The organism is Pseudarthrobacter sp. MOO13 (assembly GCF_058267655.1).
This window is the reverse complement of the sequence record NZ_CM177848.1, coordinates 1,191,016-1,208,584: the sequence shown is the minus strand read 5'-3', so window position 1 is coordinate 1,208,584 and position 17,569 is coordinate 1,191,016. Positions and strand designations below refer to the sequence as shown.

Here is a 17,569-nt window from a genome sequence, read left to right as displayed (position 1 = left end):
CACCACCGCCTTCACTCCGTCCACGCATACAGCCGAAGGATCTTATGGACGTCATCATTGAAAACCTGCCCTTGTATTGGGAGGGTTTTCTCCGCACTCTTTTCCTTTCCGTCGTATCGGGTATCTTCGCGCTGATCCTCGGAACGTTGCTGGCCGCAGCGCGGGTATCCCCGGTGGCGGCGTTGCGCGGTTTCAGCACCGTCTACGTGGAAGTACTCCGCAACACACCGCTGACCATCGCGTTCTTCTTCGCGGCGGTCGTGCTCCCCCGCCTCGGGGTCAAATTTGAGCAGTTCGAGGTCGCCGCAATTATCGCCCTCAGTACGTACACGGCCGCGTTCATCGCCGAAGCTGTCCGGTCGGGCGTCAACAGCGTGCCCGTGGGCCAAGCCGAAGCAGCCCGCAGCATTGGCATGAAGTTCAGCCAAGTACTCTCGCTCATCATTCTTCCGCAAGCACTGCGGACGGTGATCCCGCCGCTGATCAACATCCTGATCGCGCTGGTGAAGAACTCATCCGTTGCCGGCGCCTTCTTTGTCCTGGAGCTGTTCGGCTATGGCCGGCAACTGGCCAACGCCAACGGTGACGCGGTCATCACAGTCCTGTTGGGCACGGCTTTCTTCTATCTGCTCCTCACCGTTCCGCTGGGAATCCTCGCCAACACGGTGGAACGAAAGGTGGCGATTGCCCGATGAGCTCCGTCCTGTATGACGTCCCCGGCCCCAAAGCACGCCGGGTTTCACTCATTGCTTCAATCATCGGCGGTCTCCTGATCCTTGGCCTGCTGGCCTGGGTGGTCATGACCTTGGCCCAGCAAGGCATCTTCGAGGGCCGCCGCTGGCAGATTTTCACCCGCGCCGATGTTTGGCGGCTTCTCGGCAACGGCCTTGGTTCGACCCTGTCCGCAGCCGCCCTGGCAGCAGTCATCGCATTTCCGCTTGGCCTGCTGCTATGCCTCCTGCGGATTTCAGACGCGGCGGTCATCCGGATACCCATGCGCATCATCCTCGAATTCCTTCGCGGTATGCCCGTTGTCCTGATGATGCTCTTTATCCTCCTCGGATTCGGTACGTCCGCATTCATCGCTGTCGTTGCCGGCCTGGTCCTCTACAACGCGGCGGTGTTCGCTGAAATCATCCGTGCCGGTATCCAGTCCCTCCCCAAAGGACAGCGCGAAGCCGGCCTGGCCATTGGCCTGACGAGCTTCAAATCCCGGATGCTGATCGAACTGCCGCAGGCGATCCGGCGCATGATGCCGTCCCTTGTAGCGCAGATGGTGGTCCTCCTGAAGGACACCTCGCTGGGTTACATCGTGGCCTACGGCGAGCTGCTGCGGGCGGTGCAGGTCATGGCGGACTTCCTGGGAACGCAGTACCTGTTCCCGATCTTCTTTGTGGCGGCAGCGATCTACATTGCCATCAACATCTCCGTGTCCAGGATTGCGGTGTGGATCGAACGCCGCGGCTCCCGGAAGGCAGCTGGCGGCGTGGCAACTGCAAACACGACGGCGGACCTTCAGGTCGGACACGCCGGACCCGTTTAGCACACCCTGAACAAAGAGCAGGTCCGCAACTCCCGGGAGTTGCGGACCTGCTCTTTTTAATACAAACAGTATTATCCGGCGAGCCAATCCTGCAGCGCCCGGAGGCAGGCGCGGATTGCGTCGGCGGATACGTGTTCGTTGTCCTTGTGCGCCAGCAGCGGGTCGCCCGGGCCGAAGTTCACCGCCGGGATGCCCAGCTCACTGAAACGGGCGACGTCGGTCCAGCCGTACTTGGGCTTGGGCTCGGCTCCCACGGCGGCAACGAAAGAGGCGGCAGCAGGGTGCTGCAGGCCGGGGCGGGCGCCGGCCGCGGCATCGGTGCGGACCACGTCGAAGCCGGCAAGCAGCTCACGGACGTGGGCTTCCGCCTGGTCCGGGGTCTTGTCCGGGGCGAACCGGTAGTTGATCTCCACCACGCAGCGGTCGGGGATGACGTTGCCGGCCGTACCGCCGTTGATCTTCACCGCGTTAAGGCTTTCGCGGTAATCCAGGCCGTCAACGGTGACGGTACGTGGTTCATAGGCGGCCAGGCGCGCCAGGATGGGGGCCGCGGCGTGGATGGCGTTGCTGCCCATCCAGGCGCGTGCGGAATGGGCGGCTTCACCGGAAGTGCTGGCCTCGAACCGGCTGGTTCCGTTGCAGCCGCCTTCCACCGTGCCGTCCGTGGGTTCCAGCAGGATGGCGAAGTCCCCCTGCAGGAGGTGGCCGTGGTTGCGGACCAAACGTCCCAGTCCGCTCTTGACCGCCTCCACTTCCTCGTGGTCATAGAAGACGAAGGTGACGTCGCGTCCGGGCTGGGCGCCGCCGTCGAACATTCCTGCTGCCAGCGCCAGCTGGACCGCCACGCCGCCTTTCATGTCCGTGGCTCCGCGGCCGTAGAGGATGCCTTCGCCAGGAACGCCGGAGTCCCAGCTGGACGGGACCGTCCCCCTGGAACCTTCCGTCAGGGGCAGCGGGACCGTGTCCAGGTGTCCGGCGAGGATGACGCGTTCGCTGCGGCCCAGTTCCGTGCGGGCAACGATGGCGTCCCCGTCCCGGACCACGGTCAGCTGGGGAATCCCCCGCAAAGCGGCTTCCACGGCGTCCGCGAGCTGCTTCTCATTGCCCGACACGCTGTTGATGTCCATCACCGCGGCAGTCAGCAACGCCACGTCCTGGCGCAGGTCAAGGATGGACAGGGACGAGTCAGAGGCGGTTTCAGCAGTCACGAAGCCAGTCTAGTTCGAACGGGCTGCCCGCCCCTCGATAGACTGGAGCACATGACTGAGACCGCTTCCTCTGCCGTGCCCGAAACCCTCACCCCTGACACCGATGACCGTTCCGCCCACGGCTTTGGCGTCGCCACCATCGCCACCGGCGATGCAAGCGTCCTGGACGTCTGGTTCCCGGCACCGGCGCTTGGTGTCGCCGCCGAGAACCTCCGCTCGGTGGAGCACGCCGACGAAACCCTGACCCGCATTGCCGAGAACGGCGCTGACGAGGACCGCGGTACCGAGCAGAAGGTCGTGTTCGTCCAGATCAACCTCGATGAAGCCCCCGCGGACACCGCCGACGCCTACCTGCGCCTGCACCTCCTCTCGCACCGTCTGGTCAAGCCCAACACCATCAACCTCGACGGCATCTTCGGCAAGCTCCCCAACGTCGTGTGGACCAACTTCGGGCCCGCCGCCGTCGAAGGCTTCGAACTGACCCGCGCCAGGCTCCGCCGGCGCGGCGCCGTCACCGTCTACGGCATCGACAAGTTCCCGAGGATGGTGGACTACGTGGTGCCCACCGGCGTGCGGATTGCCGACGCCGACAGGGTCCGCCTTGGCGCGCACCTGGCCGCCGGCACCACCGTCATGCACGAGGGCTTCGTCAATTTCAACGCCGGAACCCTGGGGACCTCCATGGTGGAAGGCCGCATTTCGGCCGGCGTCGTGACCGGTGACGGCAGCGATGTCGGCGGCGGCGCATCCATCATGGGTACCTTGTCCGGAGGCGGCAAGGAAAAGATCACTATCGGTGAGCGTGTGCTGCTCGGTGCCAACTCCGGCGTGGGTATCAGCATCGGCGATGACTCCGTTGTCGAAGCCGGCCTCTACGTCACGGCCGGCACCCGGGTGCGCATCCCCGGTCCCAAGGACGAGGTCGGCGAAGACACCACCAAGATCGTCAAGGCTGCTGAACTCTCGGGCGTGCCCAACCTGCTGTTCCGCCGCAACTCCACCACCGGCGCCGTCGAGGCGCTCCCCCGCGCCGGCCAGACCGTCGAGTTGAACGACGCCCTGCACGCCAACTGATCCGCCGGTGGGACGAAGACGCGGCCTGCGCCGCCTGGCGGTCCTCCTGCTGGCCCTCGCGCTGGCAGCGGGCGGCATTTATACCGCTGTGTACTTCGTGCAGCGTTCCGAAACCCTCGTTTCGGAACGCTGCACTGCCTCTGCGGGCAACCGCAGCGGGGAGCTGGCACCGGACCAGGCGGCCAACGCCGCCCTCATCACCGCCGTGGCGGTGCGGCGTGGATTGCCGGCCCGCGCTGCCACCATCGCACTCGCCACCGCCATGCAGGAGTCGAAGCTGCGCAACATCGGGCACGGGGACCAAGCCGGTCCGGATTCGCGGGGGCTCTTCCAGCAGCGGCCCTCCCAGGGTTGGGGCAGCGAAGCGCAGATCATGGACCCGTACTACGCCGTCAACGCTTTCTACGACGCTTTGGTGAAGATTCCAGGGTACGAGGCGCTCGACATCACCGATGCCGCCCAGCGGGTTCAGCGCTCGGCCCATCCCGGCGCTTACGCCCAGCACGAGGACATGGGCCGGGCGTTTGCCTCCGGCCTGACCGGCCAGACACCGGAGGGGGTCAAGTGCACGCTGCGCTCGGCCACCGCCACAGGGGATGCGGCCGCGGTGGCTGGCGAACTGGAGCAGGCATACGGTGGCGTGGATTCCCAGGCAGACGGCGCCACCCTGGTAGTGGAAGCCGACGGGGAGATGGCGTGGTCCATTGCCCAGTGGGCAGTGGCCAACGCCAAGGACCTGGCGGTGACCCGCGTTGATGTTGCCGGGCGGACGTGGCAGCGTTCAGGAGGCGACTGGCAGGATTCCACCACGGCAGCCGGGCAGGTGCGCATCACGCTGCGGCAGGGCGACGGCGGCAGTTGAGCCTGCGGGGTCAGACCAGGATTTCCAGCACCGGCTGGACGTAGCTGCGGAACAGCTCCGGCTGGCCCATCAGTTCCTGGCTCATGATGATCTTGTCCGGTTCCAGGTACCACGCCCGCTGCTCGTCCAGCGGCAGTTCGATGATGGTCAGCCGGAAGTCCCGCGAATCGCGCCCGATTTCCATCAGCCTGTCATCCACCATCTCCGCAAGCAGTTGGTCGGTGCCGCTGGCGACCCGTTCCCCCTCCAGTTCGGCATACTCGCTCCTGCGTTCCCTGGCCCAGGTGAGGGCTGAGCCGAAGTGCGCCTGCAGGACACGCTGCAGGGCCGGGGAGTTGCCGAACGCCTCAAAATCCGGTGGAGAGAGTTCGGGCACCGTCTGCGGGTGCGCCTTGAGCAGTTGGTCCCACCAGGCCTCCCATTCGGTCTTCAGTGCGCTGAGTCCACCAACCTCCGCGGTCAGGTGGGTGTGGTCGGCGGACCTGATCTTGGGAGCCGCGTGGGACAGCACGGGACGGCCCACGCCGTTGAGGGCCGCCGCATCCCGGACGTAGAGCGCAATCATCATCGGTCCGGACGTGTCCGTGGTGATTTGCCATCCTGAACCGCTTGCGTGGTGCATTCAAAGTCCTTCCCTGGCCGCCTTCCGCCGGACATCATGAGGCTGTCCGGCGTACCGGCTTTCAGTCTATTCCCGCAGGCCATCCGCGGTAGTGCCGGACATGCTCCGGGTACCGGTCATCGGGCAAGGCTGTCCAGGTGCCGGTCAAGGACATCGCGGCACATTTGCGCAGTCATCCAACCCGGCTGCAGCAACGCGTGCATGCACAGGCCGTCCAGGGTGGCCAACAACCGCTCCGCCTCCAGTACCAGGTTGTCCTGCGGTTCGTCCGGCAGCAGCGCGGCAACCACCGTCCCGACGACGGCGGCGACCTCCCGGTGGCTGCGGTCCGCCACGCCTGCAAGGAACGGCCTGATCCGCGCTGCGTTCTTGAAGGCCAGCCAGGCGCAGGCCTCCACCGCGCTCTCCTGGTCCAGCGGCAGCAATCCGCCCAGCAGGGTTAAAACGGCCTCGCGGTGCTCCGGGCTGCCCGGGACGGCCCCGTCGACAGCGGGCAGCAGTTGCTGGAGCCGTCCGACGATGCGGTCCACCACCGCGCCGAACGAGAAAGTGAGGAGTTCTTCACTTCCCGCAAAGTAGTGCCGGACGGAGCCCACCGCCAGGCCGGCCTCGTCAGCCACTTCACGCAGCGAGGCGCGCTCCAGCCCGTCAACGGCGATTATCCGGAGAACCGCCTGGACCACGTCCTGCCGCCTGGCATCTGCATCAACAATTTTGGGCACCCTCCTTATTAGCACACTTGTGCTTCTTTCCGGGTGTCACATCGCGCCCGCCATCCGGAAAGCAGGGGCGGCCGGCACCTGCCGTGGGATAGCGTTGGGGCATGAGAATCTTGGTTACAGGTGGGACCGGCTACATCGGTTCCCACACTGTTCTTTCCCTGCAGGAAGCCGGCCACGAGGTCGTTGTCATCGACAACCTGGTCAACTCGAGCGAAGAGTCGCTGCGGCGGGTTGCCGAGCTCAGCGGCAAGGCCGCCGAGTTCCACCACGTCGACCTGGTGGACGAAGCTGCCGTCGAAAAGGTGTTTGCGGGCGCCGCCATCGACGCCGTGATCCACTTCGCCGGCCTCAAGGCCGTCGGTGAGTCGGTCCGGGAGCCGCTGAACTACTACTACAACAACCTGGTGGGCACGCTGAACCTGATCCGCGTCATGGACCGGCACGACGTCCGCTCCATCGTGTTCAGCTCCTCCGCCACCGTCTACGGTGAGCACAACCCCATTCCGTACGTGGAAAAGATGGAGATCGGTGCCAACAACCCCTACGGGCGTACCAAGGAGCAGATCGAGGACATCCTCTCGGACCTTGGCGCAGCGGACACCCGGTGGCACATAGCACTCCTGCGCTACTTCAACCCGGTGGGCGCGCACCCCTCCGGCAGGATCGGCGAAGACCCCCAGGGCATTCCCAACAACCTGGTTCCGTTCATAGCCCAAGTGGCCGTGGGCCGGCGCGAAAAACTCATGGTGTTCGGTGGCGACTACGACACCCCGGATGGAACCTGCCTGCGGGACTACATCCACGTTGTCGACCTGGCCGAAGGACACGTGGCTGCGCTGAACCACATTGCCGCCCGCACCGGAGTCTTCCGCTGGAACCTGGGCTCCGGCAAGGGGTCCTCCGTCCTGGAGGTCCTGCGGTCCTTCGAAAAGGCCGTCGGCAAGCCCATCCCCTACGAGATCACCGGCCGCCGCGCAGGAGACCTGCCGGCGTTCTGGGCCGACGCCACGTCCGCGCTGGCGGATCTGAGCTGGTCCACCACCAAGACGGTGGACCAGATGTGCGAGGACCACTGGCGGTGGCAGAAGAACAACCCCCAGGGCTACGCCTCCTAGTCCCCTTGAATGTGGCACAACGCGAAGCGGCCGCCCACCTTGGAAAGGTGGGCGGCCGCCGTCGTTATGGCCGGTTTCAGCGTGCCGGGTAGTCCCGCTCCGGCTCGCCGATGTACAGCTGGCGCGGGCGGCCGATCTTGGTGTTGGGGTCGCTGATCATTTCACGCCACTGCGCGATCCAGCCGGGCAGGCGGCCGATCGCGAAGAGGACCGTGAACATCTTCTCGGGGAAGCCCATGGCCTTGTAGATCAGGCCGGTGTAGAAGTCCACGTTCGGGTAGAGCTTGCGCTGGATGAAGTAGTCGTCGTTGAGAGCCTTCTCCTCCAGGCGGAGTGCGATCTCCAGCAGCTCGTCGTTGCCGCCGAGCTTGGTGAGGATCTCGTGGGCCGTGGCCTTGACGATCTTGGCGCGCGGATCGTAGTTCTTGTAGACCCGGTGCCCGAAGCCCATCAGGCGGACGCCGTCTTCCTTGTTCTTGACCTTCTCCATGTAGTCCTCGGGCTTGAGGCCCTCGGCCTGGATCTGGCGGAGCATCTTCAGGACGGCCTCGTTGGCGCCACCGTGGGCGGGGCCGAAGAGGGCGTTGATGCCTGCCGAAACCGAGGCGAAAAGGTTTGCGTTGGATGAGCCCACCAGGCGCACCGTGGAGGTGGAGCAGTTCTGCTCGTGGTCCGCGTGCAGGATCAGGAGCAGGTCCAGCGCCTTGACGATGACCGGGTCCAGCTCGTACTGCTCTGCCGGCAGGCCGAAGCTGAGGCGCAGGAAGTTCTCCACGAGGTTCATGGAGTTGTCCGGGTACAGCATCGGCTGGCCGATGGACTTCTTGTGCGCGTAAGCGGCGATGACCGGCAGCTTGGCCATCAGGCGGATGGTGGAAACCTCCACCTGCTCGGCGTTGAACGGGTCCAGCGAGTCCTGGTAGAACGTGGACAGCGCGGATACTGCGGAAGAAAGCACCGGCATGGGGTGCGCGTCACGCGGGAAGCCGCCGAAGAAGCCCTTGAGCTCCTCGTGCAGCAGGGTGTGGCGCCGGATCTTCTGGTCGAACTCATCCAGCTCGGTGGGCGTCGGCAGGTTGCCGTAGATCAGCAGGTAGGACACCTCAAGGAAGCTGGAGTGCTGCGCCAGCTGCTCGATGGGGTATCCGCGGTAGCGCAGGATGCCCGCATCGCCATCGATGTAGGTGATTGCCGAGGTGGTTGCTGCGGTGTTCATGAAGCCGGGGTCAAACGTCACGGCGCCGGTCTGCTTCAGCAGCTTGGAGACGTCGTAACCCTCGTTCCCTTCAACAACCTGGATGCGCGGGAGCTTCAGCTCGCCACCTGCATGGAGCAGGGTCGCAGCATTGTTGGTCTCAGTCATGGAGTCCCCTTCATGAGGCGTCTGGGCCTCTGTCGAAAGCTTGATCCAACATCAGGTGAGCCGCGCACTGATCCTGAGAAGACAGGTTCCAACACCCGGGCTGCCTTCTTGTAGAAAGCCACCATTGATAGTCACTTAAAAACTACCGCTCCTTGGCGGGTGTCACTAATCCGCAGCCCGCCGAGACAGCCTAAAATGCCCCGGATGTGGGACGAGTCACACGAATATTACGTGCTCCTAGGAACCTGCTCCTGACAGCCTGGCCACCGCTGCGTCAATGCGTTCGTCCGTGCCGGTCAGGGCAACCCGGACAAAACCATTGCCGGCATCACCGTAGAAGACGCCGGGTCCCACCACGATGCCCCGGTCCGCGAGGCGGTCCACCGTGTCCCAGGTGTCCTCCCCGGCAGTGGACCAAAGGTACAGTCCGGCGTCGGATTCCTTGATCTCGAGGCCGAACGCCTGCAGCGCGGGCACCAGCCGCTCACGCCGGCCCCGGTAGAGGTCCTTCTGCGCCTCAACGTGCACGTCGTCGCCCAGCGCCACCCGCATGGCCTCCTGGACCGGGTACGGAACGATCATGCCCGCATGCTTGCGGCTGTTGACCAGGTTGGGCATCAGGTCCGGGTCACCGGCCACGAAGGCCGCCCGGTAGCCGGCCAGGTTGGACTGCTTGCTCAGCGAGTAGACCGCCAGCAGGCCCTGGTGCGAGCCGCCCGCCACGCGTGGATCAAGGATGCTCGGAACGCGACGGCCGCCGCGCTGGACGTCCCAGTCCCCCCAGCCGAGCTCCGCGTAGCATTCGTCCGAGGCCACCACGGCACCCAGTTCCCGGGCCTGGACCACCAGCGCCCTCAGCGACTCGGCATCCCGCACGCTGCCGGTGGGGTTGCCGGGCGAATTGACCCAGATCAGGCGTACCCGGGCGCGCGTGGCGTCGTCGAGTTCGTCCAGGTTATCCGTCGCCACCGAGGTGACGCCGGCAAGGGTTGCGCCGATATCGTAGGTGGGGTACGCCACCTTGGGACGGACGACGACGTCGCCCGGCTTGAGGCCCAGCAGCAGCGGAAGCCAGGCAACGAGTTCTTTCGAACCCACGGTGGGCATGATGTTGCGGGGATCCAGGCCGGACACTCCGCGCCGGCGTTCGAACCAGCCGGCAATGGCGTCCCGGAGCGCCGGCGTGCCGTGCACGGTGGGATAGCCGGGGGCATCGGCGGCAGCCTTCAAGGCGTCCTGAACCAATGCCGGGGTGGGATCCACCGGCGTGCCGATCGACAGGTTGACAGCCCCGCCGGGGTGCCTGGACGCCTTGGCCAGATAAGGTGCCATAGCCTCCCAGGGGTAGTCGGGCAGGGCCAGGCCAAACGAATTCACTGCTGCTGTCACGGCGCTCGTCCGGGTCAGTGGTCTTGGTTCTGCGGCGGCAGGGCGGCGATCATCGGGTGGTCCTTGCCCGTGTTGCCGATCTTGGCCGCGCCGCCCGGAGACCCGAGGTCATCGAAGAACTCGACGTTCGCCTTGTAATAGTCGGCCCACTCATCCGGAGTGTCATCCTCGTAGTAGATGGCTTCCACCGGGCAGACCGGTTCGCAGGCGCCACAGTCGACGCACTCGTCCGGATGGATGTACAGCGAACGCTCGCCCTCATAGATGCAGTCCACGGGGCATTCTTCGATGCATGCCTTGTCCTTAACATCCACACACGGCTGCGCGATTACGTACGTCACGTCCCTGGCCTCTCCACGTTGGGTTCCGGCGACCCGCCGGTTCTTGCATCCGGCAGCACGGCCGGACTCTTGACATCTGAGCCTATTATCTCCCAGCACGTTCCCGCGAACCTAGCCGGCACCCTAGTATGAACTGGTGAGTCTGCCTGCTGCCGCGCCCGCCCGGTTCCTGACCGCTGCGGCCCCGGGTACCCGCGTCGTGGTCCGTTACCGCATCGACGGCGGCCTGACCGACGCCCTGGGCCACTTACTGGCATGCGACGCCGGTTCCTGCACCATCCGCACCCGCCGGGCCGACGTCGTTATCCCCCTGGAACGCGTGGTGGCGGCCAAGGAGGTTCCGCCCGCTCCCCGGCGGCGCCCCGCACGGTGACGGCCGCCCCCGCGCCACCCCTCGCATCACAGGCTCGGGGTCGCTGCGCAGCACGGACATTAAAGCGGAACGGATGTTAAAGCAGAATGCCACCGGTGCAGTACCGGTGGCATTCTTGGTGCTCAGGCGTTGTTATGCCTTGGCGCGGGCGCGGTTGGCCTTGGCACGCTCGTTGGTGTCCAGGATGACCTTGCGGATGCGGATGGCCTCCGGGGTCACCTCGACGCACTCGTCCTCGCGAGCGAATTCAAGCGACTCTTCGAGGGTCAGGTCGCGCGGCGGCGTCAGGTTCTCAAAGGTGTCGGAGGAAGCGGCACGCATGTTGGTGAGCTTCTTTTCCTTGGTGATGTTGACGTCCATGTCATCGGCGCGGGAGTTCTCGCCAACGATCATGCCCTCGTACACCTCGGAGGTGGGCTTGACGAAGAAGGAGCCGCGTTCCTGCAGGTTGATCATGGCGAACGGGGTCACAACACCGGCACGGTCGGCAACCATCGAACCGTTGGTACGGTACTCGATGGGACCGGCCCAAGGCTCGTAGCCCTCGGAGATGGAAGCGGCGATGCCTGCACCGCGGGTGTCGGTCAGGAACCGGGTACGGAAACCGATCAGGCCACGGGCCGGGACGATGAACTCCATGCGGCACCAGCCGGTGCCGTGGTTGGCCATGTTGGTCATCCGGCCCTTGCGGGCGGCCATGAGCTGCGTCACGGCACCCAGGTATTCCTCGGGAACGTCGATGGTCATGTGCTCCATCGGCTCGTGGATCTTGCCGTCCACCAGCTTGGTCACAACCTGCGGCTTGCCGACGGTCAGCTCGAAGCCTTCGCGGCGCATCTGCTCCACCAGGATGGCCAGCGCCAGCTCGCCACGGCCCTGGACTTCCCAGGCGTCGGGACGCTCGGTGGGGAGCACCTTGATGGAGACGTTACCGATCAGTTCCTTATCCAGGCGGTCCTTGACCTGGCGGGCAGTGACCTTGGCACCCTTGACCTTGCCGGCCAGCGGCGAGGTGTTGATACCGATCGTCATGGAGATCGCGGGATCATCCACCGTGATCAGCGGCAGCGGCTGCGGGTTCTCGGCGTCCGTCAGGGTCTCACCAATGGTGATCTCCTCGATACCGGCGACGGCCACAATTTCGCCGGGGCCGGCGGATTCGGCCGGCACGCGCTCCAGCGCCTTGGTGGCCAGCAGTTCGGTGATTTTGACGTTCTTGAGCTCACCGTTGGCGCGCGCCCAGGCAACGGTCTGGCCCTTGCGCAGGGTGCCGTTGTAGATGCGCAGCAGTGCGAGGCGGCCCAGGAACGGGGAGGCGTCGAGGTTGGTGACGTGCGCCTGCAGCACACCCTCCGGGTTGTAGGTGGGGGCCGGGATGTGCTCGATGATGGTCTTGAAGAGCGGCTCCAGGTCCTCGTTCTCCGGAGCGGTGCCGTCGGCGGGCTGCTCGAGGGAGGCGCGGCCAACCTTGGCTGCGGCGTAGACGACCGGCACTTCGAGGATCTTGTCCAGGTCCAGGTCCGGCACTTCGTCCGCGAGGTCGGAGGCGAGGCCCAGGAGCAGGTCCATGGACTCGTGGACGACCTCTTCGATGCGCGCGTCAGGGCGGTCGGTCTTGTTGACCAGCAGGATGACCGGCAGGTGCGCGGCGAGTGCCTTGCGGAGCACGAAGCGGGTCTGCGGCAGCGGACCTTCGGAAGCGTCCACGAGCAGCACGACGCCGTCGACCATGGACAGGCCGCGCTCCACCTCGCCACCGAAGTCGGCGTGGCCCGGGGTGTCGATGACATTGATGGTGATGGTCTCGCCGTTGGAGGACGGACCGTTGTAAGCCACCGTGGTGTTCTTGGCCAGGATGGTGATGCCCTTTTCACGCTCCAGGTCACCGGAGTCCATCACACGGTCTTCGAGGTGGTTGTGCTCGGCAAAGGAGTTGGTCTGCTTGAGCATGGCGTCGACCAGGGTGGTCTTGCCGTGGTCAACGTGGGCCACAATCGCGACATTGCGGAGGTCACTGCGGGATGCAGTGGCCACCGCGGTGTTGGTGGTGGTTTCAGACATGCGTAATTGCTCGATTCAGTGGAGTCAGCTGTTGTATCGCGACATTTCCAACTGGAACGCACGACGGACAAGGCCCTTGGCACAGGGCGCCTGCATCTATTCTAGCCGGTGAGCCATTTGTTGGCCTAAAATCCGGCGGGACCACGTGCCCGCAGGGTGCATCCTGGCAGGGCTGGCCCGGCAAAGTGTGACGAAATTCACTGGCACTTCCGGGAGCGTGGCATGATTGCTGTGACGCAGAGCCCACCTTCAGAGCAAGTCGGAGACCACGATGCCCCGTGCGACGGCCACCACGCCCAGCGGCGCCGCCCGCGCCGCCACTATGGTGGCGTCCGGCCTCCTGGCGGCCTCAGCGGTCCTGGGGCTGGCCGGGTGCGGGGCGCCTGCCGGCGACGGGGTCAGCTCCCTCTCGCGGGCCGCAGCCTCCGGTGGACAGGCCCCCGCCGCCGCCATGAAGACGAACGTTGCAGCCACGTCCCGGCTGCTCAATACCGGGAACGGACGGCTTGAGGCAGTGCTACCGGACATCAGCAGGACTGTCCTGCTGATCGGGGATTCCCAGTCTGAACCCCTGGACGGCTGGCCGCGCCTGGGCCTCGCCGCTGCCGGGTACGACGTGTATTTTTGCGGCCGGGGCGGCACGGGTTACGTCGCGGCAAACGGTGCCACCGGCAACTACGTTGACGCCCTGGAGCGCGGGGACTGGTTGCTCCCTTCAGGCACCCCGGCGCTGATCGTCATCGAAGGTGGCGGCAATGACGCGGCCAGCGGCGCGAGCAACACCCAGATTGTCCGCAACGCCGAGCGGCTGATCGCCGATCTCAAAACCCGCTACCCGGGCACTCGGATGGCAATGATCGGCACCTTGGCACGCGGCGCGGACAACGGCGGCGGTCGCCGCAGCGAAGTGGACGCCCTGGTGGGGTCCGTGGCCGCCGCCCACGGCCTGCCTTTTGTTTCAGCCGGGGACTGGCTGACCCGCTACGGACTCGCCAAGGACCTGGCTGATTCCGTCCACATGAACGCCGCCGGCCGCGTGGCCCTGGGCGGGATCCTTGAGCGACGGCTCAGGGAGTTGAAACTGGATCGGACGTCGGCCGCCGACCAGGGTTCGCTGGCGGCAGTCCCCGGCGGCACCAGCGGGCTGCAGGACTAAGGCTAAACAGGTGAAGCCGGGACCCACCGTCCCGGCTCCACTTGTTTGGGCTGCGCCCTACGCCACCTCAGGAGGCAGCATCAGCTTCGCACCGGGAATGGCGTTGAGCAGCGCCTTGGTGTAGTCCTGCTGGGGCGACTCGAAGACATCGTCCGTCGAACCGGTTTCCACCAGCCGGCCCTTTTCCATCACGCACACGTGGTCGGCGATCTGCCGCACCACGGCGAGGTCGTGGGTGATGAACAGGTAGGTCAGCCCAAGGTTGGCCTGGAGGTCGGCGAGCAGGTTCAGGACCTGCGCCTGCACCAGGACGTCCAGGGCGGAGACGGCCTCATCACAGATGATCACCTCCGGATCGAGCGCCAGGGCGCGGGCGATGGCAACACGTTGCCGCTGCCCGCCGGAGAGCTCGTTCGGGTACCGCTGCATGGCGGACTGGGGCAGCGCCACCTGGTCCAGCAGGGTCCGGACTTTCTTTTCCCGGCTTGCCTGGTCCCCGATCTTATGGACCCGCAACGGTTCTTCGATCGTGCGGTAGATGTTGTACATCGGATCGAGCGAGCCGTACGGGTCCTGGAAGATCGGCTGGACCCGCCTGCGGAACTTGAACAGTTCGGCCGGTTTCAGCGCCGAGGTGTCGACGCCGTCGAACAGGATCCGGCCCTCCGTCGGCTTCTCAAGCTGGAGCACCATCTTGGCCACCGTGGACTTGCCGGACCCCGACTCCCCCACGATCGCCGTCGTGGTTCCGCGCCGCACATCGAAGCTCACGCCGTCGACGGCCGCGAAATCCGCAGCCTTGCCCAGCCCCTGGCGGAGCTTGTACACCTTCCGCAGGTCCTGGATCTGCAGGAAGGTATCGGACTTCGCCGTTTCGGCAGCAGGCGCCAGCAGGTCGGTCGTCTCCACGCCCTGTTCCTTCGCCACCTGGATACGGCGGCTGGCGAGGGACGGGGCCGACTCCACAAGCCGCTTGGTGTACGGGTGCTGCGGGTTGCGGAGCAGTTCCAGCGACGGTCCGGCTTCAACGACGCGGCCCTGGTACATCACGACGACCTTGTCCGCGCGCTCGGCTGCCAGGCCGAGGTCGTGGGTGATCAACAGGACGGAGGTGCCCAGTTCGTTGGTCATGGTTTCCAGGTGGTCCAGGATCTGCCGCTGGACCGTCACGTCAAGGGCCGACGTCGGCTCATCGGCAATCAGCAGCCGCGGCTGGCAGGACAGGCCGATGGCGATCAGGGCTCGCTGGCGCATGCCGCCGGAGAACTCGTGCGGGTACTGGTTGGCCCGGCGCTTGGCGTCCGGCAGCCCTGCCTGGGAAAGCACCTTGGCGATGTCGTCCGGCCCGCTGGGCCGTCCGTTCGCGCGCAGTGTTTCCCGGACCTGGTAGCCGATCTTCCAGACCGGGTTCAGGTTGGACATGGGGTCCTGCGGGACCATGCCGATGGTGTTGCCGCGCAGTTCGATCATGCGCTGCTCGCTGGCGTGTGCAATGTCCTCGCCGTCGAGCAGGATCTGGCCGCCGGATACCTTGCCATTGTTGGGCAGGAGGCCAATGGCCGCCAACGCAGTGGTGGACTTGCCGGAGCCGGACTCCCCCACGATGGCCACGGTTTCGCCGGGCATGATGGTCAGGTGTGCGTCCCGTACTGCCTTGACTTCGCCGCCACCGGTTTTGAAGGTGATGGCGAGGTCGCGGATTTCGAGCAGCGGCCTGATCCCGGTGGTGCCGGCCTCGTCAATGCGGACGTCTGGAGTTGTCATCTCTTTATCTCTCATCGCTGACGGCTCTTCGGGTCGAGGGCGTCGCGCACGGCGTCACCCAGCATGATGAAGCTCAGCACCGTGATGGACAGCGCCGCGGCCGGGTACAGCATGATTTCCGGCCGGGTCCTGATCGATGCCTGCGCACCGGCAATGTCGTTGCCCCAGGACATGATGCTCTGCGGCAGGCCGATGCCCAGGAAGGACAAGGTGGCTTCCGCCACGATGAACACGCCAAGTTCAAGCGTTGCAAGGACGATGATCGGTGCAAGGGCGTTCGGCAGGACGTGGCGGATCAGTGCCCCGAACTTGGAAACACCCAACGCCCGTGCCGCCGTAACGAAGTCCGCGTTGCGTACCTCAATCACCGCGCCGCGGGTAATACGGGCCATCTGCGGCCACGCGAGCAGCGATATGACGAACACTACGGTCCACACGCTCTTGTTCTCGCGGAACAAGGGAAGCTGCGTGATGACCAGCGCACCCAGGACCAGCGGCAGGGCGAAGAAGATGTCGCCCAGGCGTGCCAGCACGGCGTCGATCCAGCCACCGTAGTAGCCGGCGAGGGCGCCGAGGGTCACGCCGATGACCAGGACGCAAAGGACCGAGAGCAGGCCCACGGAAAGCGAGGCTTGCGTGCCGTGGATGACCCTGGAGTAGACGTCGCAGCCCTGGAAGGTGAAGCCGAACGGGTGCCCCGCGGTGGGGCCGCCTTCGGAGTTGCCAAGTTCGCAGCCGTCGTTGGGGGGCGTGGAGGTGAACAGGCCGGGGAACAGCGCAATCACGACCAAGGCAAGGATCAACAATGCCGAGATGATGAACAGCGGACGACGGCGGAGCTTGCGCCAGGCGTCTGCCCACAGGCTGAGCGGGGCCTGGTCAGTCTTGACGGCATCCGTTGCCTGCAGCGGGGTCTCGTCGATGGGGGCCACAAAGTGGTCATTTTTACTGGTCATAGCGGATCCTCGGGTCAAGCCAGGCGTACAGGAGATCGACAAGCAGGTTGGCCACCACGAACACCAGCACCAGCACGCTGACGATGGAGACGATGGTGGGGCCTTCGCTACGGAGGACTGCCTGGTAGAGCTTGTTGCCTACGCCGGGAACGTTGAAGATGCCCTCGGTCACGATGGCACCGCCCATCAGGCCGCCAAGGTTGGCACCGAGGTAGGTCACCACCGGAATGAGCGAGTTGCGCAGGATGTGCGCCAGGACCACCCGGGGGCGCGAGAGCCCCTTGGCGGTGGCGGTCCGCACGTAGTCGGCGTTCATGTTTTCGCTCACGGACGCACGCGTCAGCCGGAGGACGTAGGCAAAGGAGACGAGCCCCAGGACCACGGCCGGCAGCAGCAGGGTGACCCAGTCGGCGTTGGCGCCCACAGTGGGTTTCGCCCAGCCGAGCTGCACGCCAAAGACGAGCTGGAAGACGAAGCCCAGCACAAACGTGGGAACGGCGATAACCACCAGCGAAGCTACCAGGACCGTGGAGTCGAACCAGCCGCCGCGGCGCAGGCCCGCGAATACGCCGAAAGCGACGCCAAAGATTGCCTGGATTGCCAACGCCTCGACGGCCAGCATGGCCGTCACGGGGAAGACCCGGGCAAGGCTGGCCGCGATGGGCTGGCCGGTGAAGTCGTTGCCCAGGTTGAAGGTGAAGAGGTTCTTGAGGAACAAACCGTACTGGACCCAGAAGGGCTGGTCCAGGTTGTACTGGCTGCGCAGGGTATCAATGACTGCCTGCGGGGGCTGGCGGTCGCCGAAGAGTGCGGCGATGGGGTCGCCGGGCAGGGCGAACACCATGTAGTACACCAGGAGGGTCGTGCCGAGGAACACAGGGATCACCTGCAGGAGTCGGCGCAGGATAAACCGGATCACAGGATCACCTGCCTTCCGGTAGGGGGGAAAACGCGTTCATGAATGCCTTCCTGCCGCTTGCAAGCCAATGGGGGCCCGGACGTAACCGGAACCCCCATCAG

At 65.5% G+C, this 17,569-nt stretch carries 17 protein-coding genes; 7 read left to right on the top strand and 10 right to left on the bottom strand.

All coding sequences use genetic code 11. The annotated features are described in order from the left end of the window. The first annotated feature begins 44 nt into the window (after positions 1-44). Together AC4EEO_RS05715 and AC4EEO_RS05710 are read left to right on the top strand one after the other, a co-directional pair. Complete coding sequence (locus AC4EEO_RS05715; protein ID WP_018760309.1) at positions 45-695, top strand: amino acid ABC transporter permease; 651 nt, start codon at positions 45-47, stop codon at positions 693-695. Further along, positions 692-1,543 carry an amino acid ABC transporter permease gene (locus AC4EEO_RS05710; protein WP_018760310.1) on the top strand — a complete coding sequence of 284 codons (852 nt, stop codon included), beginning with the start codon at positions 692-694 and terminating at the stop codon, positions 1,541-1,543. Before AC4EEO_RS05715 ends, AC4EEO_RS05710 begins: the two co-directional genes overlap by 4 nt. 71 nt (positions 1,544-1,614) lie before the next feature. On the opposite strand, the gene dapE is transcribed toward AC4EEO_RS05710, so the two are convergent. Beyond that, positions 1,615-2,751, bottom strand: coding sequence for a succinyl-diaminopimelate desuccinylase (gene dapE, locus AC4EEO_RS05705; RefSeq protein WP_491340081.1), 1,137 nt, complete (start codon positions 2,749-2,751; stop codon positions 1,615-1,617). Positions 2,752-2,802: 51 nt separating this feature from the next. Between dapE and dapD the strand changes: the two genes are divergently transcribed. Continuing rightward, entirely contained in the window at positions 2,803-3,825 is a 1,023-nt protein-coding gene (gene dapD, locus AC4EEO_RS05700; RefSeq protein WP_109863732.1) for a 2,3,4,5-tetrahydropyridine-2,6-dicarboxylate N-succinyltransferase, read from the top strand. A 7-nt stretch (positions 3,826-3,832) separates the two neighbouring features. Further along, a complete protein-coding gene (locus AC4EEO_RS05695) occupies positions 3,833-4,687 on the top strand; it encodes a transglycosylase SLT domain-containing protein (protein WP_133831016.1) in 855 nt (284 codons plus the stop codon). 10 nt (positions 4,688-4,697) lie between these two features. On the opposite strand, the gene AC4EEO_RS05690 is transcribed toward AC4EEO_RS05695, so the two are convergent. Beyond that, positions 4,698-5,309: a hypothetical protein gene (locus AC4EEO_RS05690; protein WP_109863730.1), complete on the bottom strand. Its 612-nt coding sequence runs from the start codon at positions 5,307-5,309 to the stop codon at positions 4,698-4,700. Positions 5,310-5,425: 116 nt separating this feature from the next. Beyond that, the gene (locus tag AC4EEO_RS05685; protein ID WP_491330222.1) at positions 5,426-6,031 is read right to left on the bottom strand and encodes a TetR/AcrR family transcriptional regulator; all 606 of its coding nucleotides are present in this window, start codon (positions 6,029-6,031) and stop codon (positions 5,426-5,428) included. A gap of 101 nt (positions 6,032-6,132) precedes the next feature. Between AC4EEO_RS05685 and galE the strand changes: the two genes are divergently transcribed. Continuing rightward, a complete protein-coding gene (gene galE / locus AC4EEO_RS05680) occupies positions 6,133-7,146 on the top strand; it encodes a UDP-glucose 4-epimerase GalE (protein ID WP_109863728.1) in 1,014 nt (337 codons plus the stop codon). A gap of 76 nt (positions 7,147-7,222) precedes the next feature. Here galE and AC4EEO_RS05675 read toward each other — a convergent pair whose 3' ends face one another. The 3 genes from AC4EEO_RS05675 to fdxA form a co-directional block, all read right to left on the bottom strand. Then, positions 7,223-8,509, bottom strand: a complete 1,287-nt coding sequence (locus tag AC4EEO_RS05675; RefSeq protein WP_018760317.1) for a citrate synthase — start codon at positions 8,507-8,509, stop codon at positions 7,223-7,225. A 237-nt stretch (positions 8,510-8,746) separates the two neighbouring features. After that, a complete protein-coding gene (dapC, locus tag AC4EEO_RS05670; RefSeq protein ID WP_133831019.1) occupies positions 8,747-9,898 on the bottom strand; it encodes a succinyldiaminopimelate transaminase in 1,152 nt (383 codons plus the stop codon). Positions 9,899-9,912: 14 nt separating this feature from the next. Continuing rightward, positions 9,913-10,239 carry a ferredoxin gene (gene fdxA, locus AC4EEO_RS05665; RefSeq protein WP_009356972.1) on the bottom strand — a complete coding sequence of 109 codons (327 nt, stop codon included), beginning with the start codon at positions 10,237-10,239 and terminating at the stop codon, positions 9,913-9,915. Between the two features lie 136 nt (positions 10,240-10,375). Here fdxA and AC4EEO_RS05660 point away from each other — a divergent pair, with 136 nt between their 5' ends. Further along, positions 10,376-10,612, top strand: coding sequence for a putative acetyltransferase (locus tag AC4EEO_RS05660; protein WP_133831020.1), 237 nt, complete (start codon positions 10,376-10,378; stop codon positions 10,610-10,612). A gap of 132 nt (positions 10,613-10,744) precedes the next feature. On the opposite strand, the gene typA is transcribed toward AC4EEO_RS05660, so the two are convergent. After that, positions 10,745-12,673, bottom strand: coding sequence for a translational GTPase TypA (gene typA, locus AC4EEO_RS05655; RefSeq protein WP_109863725.1), 1,929 nt, complete (start codon positions 12,671-12,673; stop codon positions 10,745-10,747). Positions 12,674-12,944: 271 nt separating this feature from the next. Here typA and AC4EEO_RS05650 point away from each other — a divergent pair, with 271 nt between their 5' ends. Next, positions 12,945-13,829, top strand: coding sequence for an SGNH/GDSL hydrolase family protein (locus AC4EEO_RS05650; protein ID WP_491340080.1), 885 nt, complete (start codon positions 12,945-12,947; stop codon positions 13,827-13,829). A gap of 57 nt (positions 13,830-13,886) precedes the next feature. On the opposite strand, the gene AC4EEO_RS05645 is transcribed toward AC4EEO_RS05650, so the two are convergent. From AC4EEO_RS05645 to AC4EEO_RS05635, 3 genes are read right to left on the bottom strand one after another with little or no spacing between them, the layout of a single operon-like run. After that, positions 13,887-15,593, bottom strand: coding sequence for a dipeptide ABC transporter ATP-binding protein (locus tag AC4EEO_RS05645; protein WP_109863723.1), 1,707 nt, complete (start codon positions 15,591-15,593; stop codon positions 13,887-13,889). Between the two features lie 11 nt (positions 15,594-15,604). Then, positions 15,605-16,549 carry an ABC transporter permease gene (locus tag AC4EEO_RS05640; protein WP_109863722.1) on the bottom strand — a complete coding sequence of 315 codons (945 nt, stop codon included), beginning with the start codon at positions 16,547-16,549 and terminating at the stop codon, positions 15,605-15,607. After that, positions 16,539-17,468: an ABC transporter permease gene (locus AC4EEO_RS05635; protein WP_109863721.1), complete on the bottom strand. Its 930-nt coding sequence runs from the start codon at positions 17,466-17,468 to the stop codon at positions 16,539-16,541. Before AC4EEO_RS05635 ends, AC4EEO_RS05640 begins: the two co-directional genes overlap by 11 nt. Between the last annotated feature and the right edge of the window lie 101 nt (positions 17,469-17,569).

What these genes read in the sequence shown, in the direction of transcription:
- AC4EEO_RS05690 (WP_109863730.1), bottom strand. Translation starts at nt 5,309, where the DNA reads ATGCACCACGCAAGCGGTTCAGGATGGCAAATCACCACGGACACGTCC.
- dapD (WP_109863732.1), top strand. Translation starts at nt 2,803, where the DNA reads ATGACTGAGACCGCTTCCTCTGCCGTGCCCGAAACCCTCACCCCTGAC.
- AC4EEO_RS05645 (WP_109863723.1), bottom strand. Translation starts at nt 15,593, where the DNA reads ATGACAACTCCAGACGTCCGCATTGACGAGGCCGGCACCACCGGGATC.
- AC4EEO_RS05710 (WP_018760310.1), top strand. Translation starts at nt 692, where the DNA reads ATGAGCTCCGTCCTGTATGACGTCCCCGGCCCCAAAGCACGCCGGGTT.
- galE (WP_109863728.1), top strand. Translation starts at nt 6,133, where the DNA reads ATGAGAATCTTGGTTACAGGTGGGACCGGCTACATCGGTTCCCACACT.
- AC4EEO_RS05650 (WP_491340080.1), top strand. Translation starts at nt 12,945, where the DNA reads ATGCCCCGTGCGACGGCCACCACGCCCAGCGGCGCCGCCCGCGCCGCC.
- typA (WP_109863725.1), bottom strand. Translation starts at nt 12,673, where the DNA reads ATGTCTGAAACCACCACCAACACCGCGGTGGCCACTGCATCCCGCAGT.
- AC4EEO_RS05640 (WP_109863722.1), bottom strand. Translation starts at nt 16,549, where the DNA reads ATGACCAGTAAAAATGACCACTTTGTGGCCCCCATCGACGAGACCCCG.
- AC4EEO_RS05675 (WP_018760317.1), bottom strand. Translation starts at nt 8,509, where the DNA reads ATGACTGAGACCAACAATGCTGCGACCCTGCTCCATGCAGGTGGCGAG.
- AC4EEO_RS05715 (WP_018760309.1), top strand. Translation starts at nt 45, where the DNA reads ATGGACGTCATCATTGAAAACCTGCCCTTGTATTGGGAGGGTTTTCTC.